Genomic DNA, 8,152 nt, shown 5'->3' with positions numbered 1-8,152 from the left:
ACTCCGCGAGGCGCGCTGCGAACACCGGGCTGGACTCCGCCAACTCCCGCCCCATGCCCAGCCACTGCGACCCCTGACCCGCAAAGGCGAACACCACCCGCGCACCCGGCCGGGCAACCCCCGACACCACCGAACCCGTGGACGTGCCAGCTGCCAGACTCTCCAGACCCGTCACGAGTTCCGCACGGTCGCCGCCCACGACGACGGCCCGGTGCTCGAACAGGGACCGGGTCACGGCCAGCGACCAGGCCACGTCGGTCGGCTCCGACTCGGGGCGTGCTGCCACCCATTCACGCAGCCTGCCCGCCTGTGCCGACAGCGCCTTGACCGACCGGCCCGACACCACCCACGCACCGGGTCCCGACACCACCGGTGCCACGGCAGCGGTGTCGCTGTCGGCGGCGTCCGTTTCACCGTCCCCGAAGGCGCCGGTCCCGGCGGCCGGGGCCTCTTCGAGGATGATGTGCGCGTTGGTGCCGCTGATGCCGAACGAGGACACGCCCGCACGGCGCGGACGCCCGTCCGCCGGCCACGGGACCGGTTCGGTGAGCAGCCGCACGTGCCCGGCCGACCAGTCGATGTGCGGCGAGAGCTCATCCACGTGCAGTGTCCGCGGCAGTTGCTGGTGCTGGAGCGCCAGCAGCATCTTCATCACACCGGCCACACCGGCGGCCGCCTGGGTGTGCCCGATGTTGGACTTCACCGAACCCAGCCACACCGGACGGTCCTCGGGACGGTCCTGGCCGTAGGTCGCAAGGAGGGCCTGGGCCTCGATGGGGTCGCCCAGCTTGGTGCCCGTACCGTGCGCCTCCACCACATCCACATCGGCAGCGGACAGCTGAGCGCTGGCCAGGGCAGCCCGAATCACGCGCTGCTGGGACGGCCCGTTGGGCGCCGTCAGACCGTTGGACGCACCGTCCTGATTGATCGCGCTGCCACGCACCACCGCGAGCACCGGGTGCCCCAGCCGCTGCGCGTCCGACAGCCGCTCCACCACGAGCATGCCGACGCCCTCGGCCATGCCCATGCCGTCGGCCGACGCGGCGAACGCCTTGGACCGCCCGTCCGCCGCGAGCCCGCGCGCCTGCGAGAACGCCACGAACCCGTCGGGAATCGCCATGACCGTGGCCCCGCCGGCGAGTGCGAGCGAGCACTCCCCTGACCGCAGCGCCTGAGTGGCCATGTGGAGTGCCACCAGCGACGAGGAGCACGCCGTGTCCATCGTCACGGCAGGGCCTTCCAGGCCGAAGGCGTACGACAACCGGCCCGACAGCACGCTGGTCGCGTTGCCGGTCATCACGTGCCCTTCGATGCCCTCGAACTCTCCCTCGCCTTGGAGGCTGAGCGCGGCGTACCCCGACCCGTAACCCCCGACGAACGCGCCGGTCTGGCTGCCGCGCAACGCGGCCGGGTCGATGCCCGCACGCTCGAACGCCTCCCAGGACGTTTCGAGCAGCAGTCGCTGCTGCGGGTCCATGGCCATTGCCTCACGCGGGCTGATTCCGAAGAACCCCGCGTCGAAGCCGCTCGCGTCCCGGACGAACCCGCCCTCTTGGGTGTAGGAGGTTCCCGTCTGCTCGGAGTCCGGGTCGTACAGCGCCTCGATGTCCCAGCCGCGGTCCTGCGGGAACGGACCGATCGCGTCCGTGCCCGAGGCCAGCAGCTGCCACAGTTCCTCCGGGCCGGCCGCGCCACCCGGGAAGCGGCAGGCCATGCCGACGATCGCGATCGGCTCGTCCGCCACCGCGGCGGACGGGCGGACGGGCTCGGCCGTGGCGGGCAGGTCTCCCGCCAGCTCGCCCCGCAGCAACACGGCCAGCGCGGTGGGGGTGGGGTGGTCGAAGACCAGCGTGGCCGGCAGCCGCAGCCCCGTCTCCGTTCGCAGCCGGTTGCGCAGCTCCACGGCGGTCAGCGAGTCGAAACCCAGATCGGTGAAGGCCCGGCCCGCCTCGATCGAGTCCGCCGACGCGTGCCCGAGTACAGCGGCGACATGGGCCCGTACCAGGTCCAGCAGCATCCGGTCCCGCTCCGGCCCCGACGCCTCGGCCAGCCGCTGCCGCAGCGCCTCCCCGGCGTCCGCACCGGACGCTGCGACATGAGTGGCGGCCGTCCGCCGGACCCGGCCACCGGCCAGCGCCCGCCACAGCGGCGGGATTTCCGTGCTGCGAGCGGCCCTCGCCCGCAGTCCCGCCACGTCCAGCCGGGCCGGGACGAGCACGGCCTCGTCGCGGGCCAACGCCGTGTCCATCACGACCAGGCCCTCGTCGGCGCCCAGCGCCTCGACGCCCGACCGGCTGATGCGCGTCAGCAGCTGCTCGCCCAGATCCCGGCCGATGCCCGCTTCGTGCACCCAGGGGCCCCACGCCAGCGACAGGCCCGCGAGGCCCGCCGCCCGCCGGTAGCCCGCCAACGCGTCGAGGAAGGCGTTGGCAGCAACGTAGTTGCCCTGTCCGGGCGCACCGAAGATCGCCGCCGCCGAGGAGAACAGCACGAAGTGGTCCAGGTCCAGGTCCTGGGTGAGCTCGTGCAGGTGCCACGCGGCGTCGGCCTTCGGCCGCATGACCGCCGCCAGACGGTCGGGTGTGAGAGTGGCGATCACGCCATCGTCGATGATCCCGGCAGCGTGGAACACGGAGCGCAACGGGCACTCGGCCGGAATGGTCTCCAGCAGCGCCGCCAGCGCGTCCCGGTCCGCCACATCACACGCCACGACCCGGACCCACGCACCCAGCTCCGCCAACTCCGCTGCCAGCACCGCCACGCCAGCGGCGGCGGGACCCGTACGGCTGGTCAGCACCACCCCGTCGGCCCGGCCCGTCGCCACCAGGTGGCGGGCCACCAGCCCGCCCAATGTGCCCGTCCCGCCCGTCACCAACAGCGACCGCGGGGCATCGGCGTGCGGGCTCGCAGGGTGTTCAACCGCCGCCAGAGCGCCGGACGGACGGGCCAGCCGCCGCCCGAACACCCCCTTGTCGCGGAGGGCCAGCTCCGGTTCGCCGGCGGCGAGTGCCGTCGGCAGTACGGCGATCTGCTCACCGGTTTCGGTGGCGGAGAGGTCGACGAGGACCAGCCGGCCGGGGTTCTCCGACTGCGCCGAGCGCAGCAGGCCCCGGACCGCGGCCGCCGCCAGGTCCACCACGCCCTCGTCACCTGTGGCGGCCACGCCGCCACGGGTGACGACCATCAGCTGCGCCGACTCCAGGCGCTGTTCGTCCAGCCACTCCTGGGCCAGCCCCAGCATCTCGCCGGTCATCCGCCGAGCCGCCTCCGGCACCGCATCGAAATCGGCATCGGCATCGGCATCGGCATCGGCAGGCGCATCGGCATCGGCATCGGCATCGGCATCGGCATCGGAGGGCAGGGTGCCTGCGCAGACCATCACGACCTGCGGAGTGGCCTCGCCCGCTTCTGTTGCCGCGGCGGCCTCGGACAGGTCGGCGAAGGTCCGTACCGGCACACCCGCCGCGGCCAGCCCCTCGACCACCCCGAATCGGTCGGCGCCGACCAGCGCCCATTCGCCGGCCGGGGCGGGCGCCTCGGCCACCGGAGCCCACTCCTCGACGAACAACACGTCGGTCAGCCCGCTGTCGGCGGTCTGGAGCTGGGCGGCCGACATCGGGCGGCTGACCAACGACTCCACCGACACCACCAGGGCGCCCGTGGTGTCCACTGCGGTCAGCGCAAGGCCGCCCCGCGCGTCCCGCCGCAGCCGGGCACGCAGCACCGACGCCCCGCTCGCGTGCAGTTCCACGCCGGTCCATGCGAATGGCATACGGACCTGGCCCGGCTCACCGTCCGCATCTTCCAAGGACGCGTCTTCCAGGGTCGCGTCTTCCAGGGTCGCGTCTTCCAGGGCCGCGGCGTGCAGGGCCGCGTCGAGCAGGGCCGGATGCAGCCCGAACGAAGCCGCCTCCTGAGCCACCGACTCCGGGAGCTCCACCTCGGCGAAGATGTCCTCGCCACGGCGCCAGGCGGCCCGCAGCCCCTGGAACGCCGGACCGTACACATCGGCCAGACGCACCGCGTACACATCGTCGACGTCGAGCGCGGTCGCGCCCTGCGGCGGCCAGACCGACAGGTCCTCCAGCGTCGGCCCGCGCATCGGGACCGGGGCCATCACACCGCTGGCGTGCTGCACCCATACCTGCTGCTCGCCGGGTTCGTCGGGGCGCGAGAACACCTCGATCCCACGCCGCCCCTCGCCGTCGGCCACGGCCACCACGACCTGGACCTGCACCCCGCTGCCATCTGCGGGTACCACCAGCGGTGCCTGCAGCGTCAGTTCCTCCAGCAGACCGCAGCCCACCTGGTCACCGGCGCGTACGACCATTTCCACGAAGCCCGTGCCCGGCAGCAGTACGACGCCACCCACCGTGTGGTCGGCCAGCCACGGATGCGTACGCACCGACAGCCGTCCCGTGCACACCAGCCCCGCGCCGCCGGCGAGTTCCACCGCCGCACCCAGCAGCGGGTGGTCCACCGCACCCAGCCCCAGCGACACCGCGTCCTGGCCCGCACCCGCCAACGACAGGGGGAGCATTCCCTGCGGCCAGAACCGCTCACGCAGGAACGCGTACGTCGGCAGCTCCACCCGCTCGCCGGCGGGCAGCACCACGCTCCAGTCCACTTCGACTCCGCGGACGAACGCCTCGGCGAGCGAGGTGATCATCCGCGTCGCGCCGCCTTCGTCACGCCGCAACGTCCCACAGACCGCACCGGGCACGACGCCCGGACCCGCGGCCTGCGCGACCTCTTCCAGGGTGTCGTTCATCGCCCCCATCAGCACCGGATGCGGGGTGACTTCGATGAATACCTGGTGCCCCTGGTCGGCCAGGGTCCGCACGGCACGGTCGAAGTGGACGGGCGCCCGCAGGCTCCCGTACCAGTACGCGGCGTCCAGCTCGGGGCCGGACAGCACCTCGCCTGTCATCGCGGAGACCATCGGGACCCGGCCCTGGCGTGGCACCACATCAGCCAGTACGGACGTGATCTCCTGCTCCAGCCGCTCCACCTGCGCGGAGTGCGACGCGTAATCCACGGCCACCATGCGGGCACGTACGCCCTCGGCCTCCAGCTCCGCCTGCAACTCCTCCAGTGCCCCCGGCTCACCGGAAACCACCACCGCAGACGGCCCGTTCACCGCCGCCAACGACAGACGCTCACCCCACTTCGGCAAGCGCTCCTCAACTACCTCCGCGGACTGGCTCACCGACAGCATCCCGCCCGCACCAGCCAGAGCCTTCAACGACTGCGAACGCAGCCCCACGACACGAGCGCCGTCCTCGACGCTGAGCATCCCCGCCACCGTCGCCGCAGCAATCTCACCCTGCGAATGACCCACCACCGCACCCGGCGACACACCAGCGGCCTCCCACACCGCAGCCAACGACACCATCACCGCCCACAACACCGGCTGCACCACATCCGCAGCCTCCAGTGCGGGAGCGCCCTCGGCACCCGCGAGTACCTCGGACAGCGACCACGGCACGTACGGCGCCAGCGCTGCCTCGCACTCCGCAAGACGTGCCGCGAACACCGGGCTGGACCGGGAGAGTTCGCGACCCATGCCCATCCATTGCGAGCCCTGGCCCGCGAAGGCGAACACCGTCCGGGCACCCGGCCGGGCCACACCCGACACCACCGAACCGGCGGGCACACCGGCGGCCAGGTTCTCCAGACCGGTCAGCAGTTCCTCGCGCTCGCTGCCCACGACCACGGCGCGATGCTCGAACGCCGAGCGTGTCGTCGCCAGCGACCAGGCCACGTCCACCGGCACCAACTCCGGCCGCGCCACTGCCCATTCACGCAACCGGTCCGCCTGAGCCGACAGTCCCGCTGCCGACCGCCCCGACACCAGCCACGCACCAGCCGCCGACACCACCTCGGCCGCACCCGCACCGTCCGCCGGGTCGACATCGTCCTCAGCCGCGCCGGCTTCAGCGGTCGGCGCCTCCTCCAAGATGACGTGAGCGTTGGTGCCGCTCATCCCGAACGAGGACACACCGGCACGGCGCGGCCTCCCGTCGGACGGCCACGGCACCTGCTCGTTCAGCAGCTTGATGTCGCCTGCCGTCCAGTCCACGTGCGAGGACGGCTCGTCCGCGTGCAGCGTCTGCGGAATCTGCTCGTGCTGCAGGGCGAGGACCATTTTGATGACGCCCGCGACACCAGCGGCTGCTTGGGTGTGCCCGATGTTGGACTTCACCGAGCCGAGCCACAGCGGCTGTCCCCCGCTGCGCTCCTGGCCGTAGGTCGCAAGGAGGGCCTGGGCCTCAATCGGGTCACCCAGCGTGGTGCCCGTGCCATGCGCCTCCACCACGTCCACATCAACGGCGGACAGTCGGGCGCTGGCCAGGGCGGTGCGGATCACCCTCTGCTGCGAGGGACCGTTGGGAGCGGTCAAGCCGTTGGACGCGCCGTCCTGGTTGGTCGCGGAGCCGCGTACCACAGCCAGGACCGGGTGCCCGTTGCGCCGGGCGTCCGAAAGCCGCTCGACCACGAGCATGCCCGCGCCCTCGGCCCAGCCCGTGCCGTCGGCGTCCTCGGAGAACGCGCGGCATCGTCCGTCCATGGACAGGCCCTGCTGTCGCGAGAAGTCGATGAACGTTCCCGGCGTCGCCATGACCGTGACGCCACCGGCGAGGGCGAGCGAGCACTCGCCCGATCGCACCGCCTGGGCGGCCAGGTGCAGCGCCACCAGCGACGACGAGCACGCCGTGTCCACCGTCACCGCCGGGCCTTCAAGACCCAGCACGTACGACACCCGGCCCGACAGCACGCTCGTCGCATTGCCGGTCATCAGGTGCCCCTCGACACCGGCCCCGCCCTGACCCGCCAGGGTGAAGCCGTAGCCGGACGCGTAGCCGCCGGCGAAGACGCCCGTCGCGCTGCCGTGCAGTGACTGCGGGTCGATTCCGGCGCGCTCCAGCGCCTCCCACGACGTCTCCAGCAGCAGCCGCTGCTGCGGGTCCATCGCCAGCGCCTCACGCGGACTGATCCCGAAGAACCCCGCATCGAACTCCGCCGCGTCCCGCAGGAACGCACCCTGCGCCACGTACGAGGTGCCGTCACGCTCGCCATCCGGGTCGTAGACACCGTCCAGGTCCCAACCGCGGTCGGTCGGGAACCCACTCACCGCGTCGCCGCCCGAGGACAGCAGCTCCCAGAACTCCTCCGGACTGCCCGCACCACCCGGGAAACGACAGGCCATACCGACGATCGCCAACGGCTCGTCCGAAGGCGCCATGACGACCACCGGAGTGCCGGTTCCCGCCTGCTCGCCGGTCAGTTCCGCCCGCAGAAAGTCGGCCATCGCAGCCGGCGTGGGGTAGTCGAAGATCAACGTGGCGGGCAGCCGCAACCCGGTCATCGCGTTCAGCCGGTTGCGCAGCTCGACCGCCGTCAGCGAGTCGAAGCCCAGATCCTTGAACGCCCGCCGGGCCTCTACCGCTTCTGCCGAGTCGTGCCCCAGCACCACAGCCGCCTCGGCCCGCACCACATCGGTGAGCACCCGCTCCTGCTCCGCCCGGCCCAACCCGGCGAGGCGGCGCGCCAGTTCACCCTCACCGCGCACCAGGTCATCGGTGCCGGTACCCGCGGCGGCCAGTTGGCGGAGCTCCGGCAGGTCCCGTACCAGCGGCGCCTCCCACAGCCCCGCCGCATCGGGCGCGGACGCCAACTGGGCCCAGTCCACGTCCATCACCGTGACGACGGCGTCCGGGCCGTCCAGCGCCTCACCCAGAGCGCGTACGGCAAGCTGCGGATCCATCGGCGGCATCGCACCCCGCCTGGCCCGCGCCCGCACCACGTCGCTGGACTCGGCGAAACCGCCACCCGCCCATGCACCCCACGCCACGGTCAGACCGGCCAGGCCACGGGCCCGCCGGTTCTCCGCCAGAGCGTCCAGATACGCGTTTGCGGCGGCGTAGTTGCCCTGCCCCGCAGCCCCCAGCGTCGACGCGGCCGAGGAGAACAGTACGAACGCGTCCAGATCCAGATCCAGGTCCGCGGTCAGCTCGTCCAGGTGGGCGGCGCTCGCGGCCTTGGCCGCCAGCACGGTCTCCAGACGCGGCGCGGAGAGGCGGTCCACCACGCCGTCGTCCAGAACACCCGCGGTGTGCATCACCGCCGACAGCGCGGGGCCGCTGCGCCC

General features: G+C 72.5%; 1 protein-coding gene. It reads right to left on the bottom strand.

Annotated elements, in window-relative coordinates:
• On the bottom strand, positions 1–8,152 hold an 8,152-nt coding region (locus AB0I10_RS39285), incomplete at both ends, for an SDR family NAD(P)-dependent oxidoreductase (protein ID WP_363157544.1).

Origin of the sequence: Streptomyces sp. NPDC050636 (assembly GCF_040654775.1) — a bacterium.
Taxonomy (GTDB): domain Bacteria; phylum Actinomycetota; class Actinomycetes; order Streptomycetales; family Streptomycetaceae; genus Streptomyces.
The sequence above is the reverse complement of the archived record's forward strand: the minus strand, read 5'-3'. Positions and strand labels throughout refer to the sequence as shown.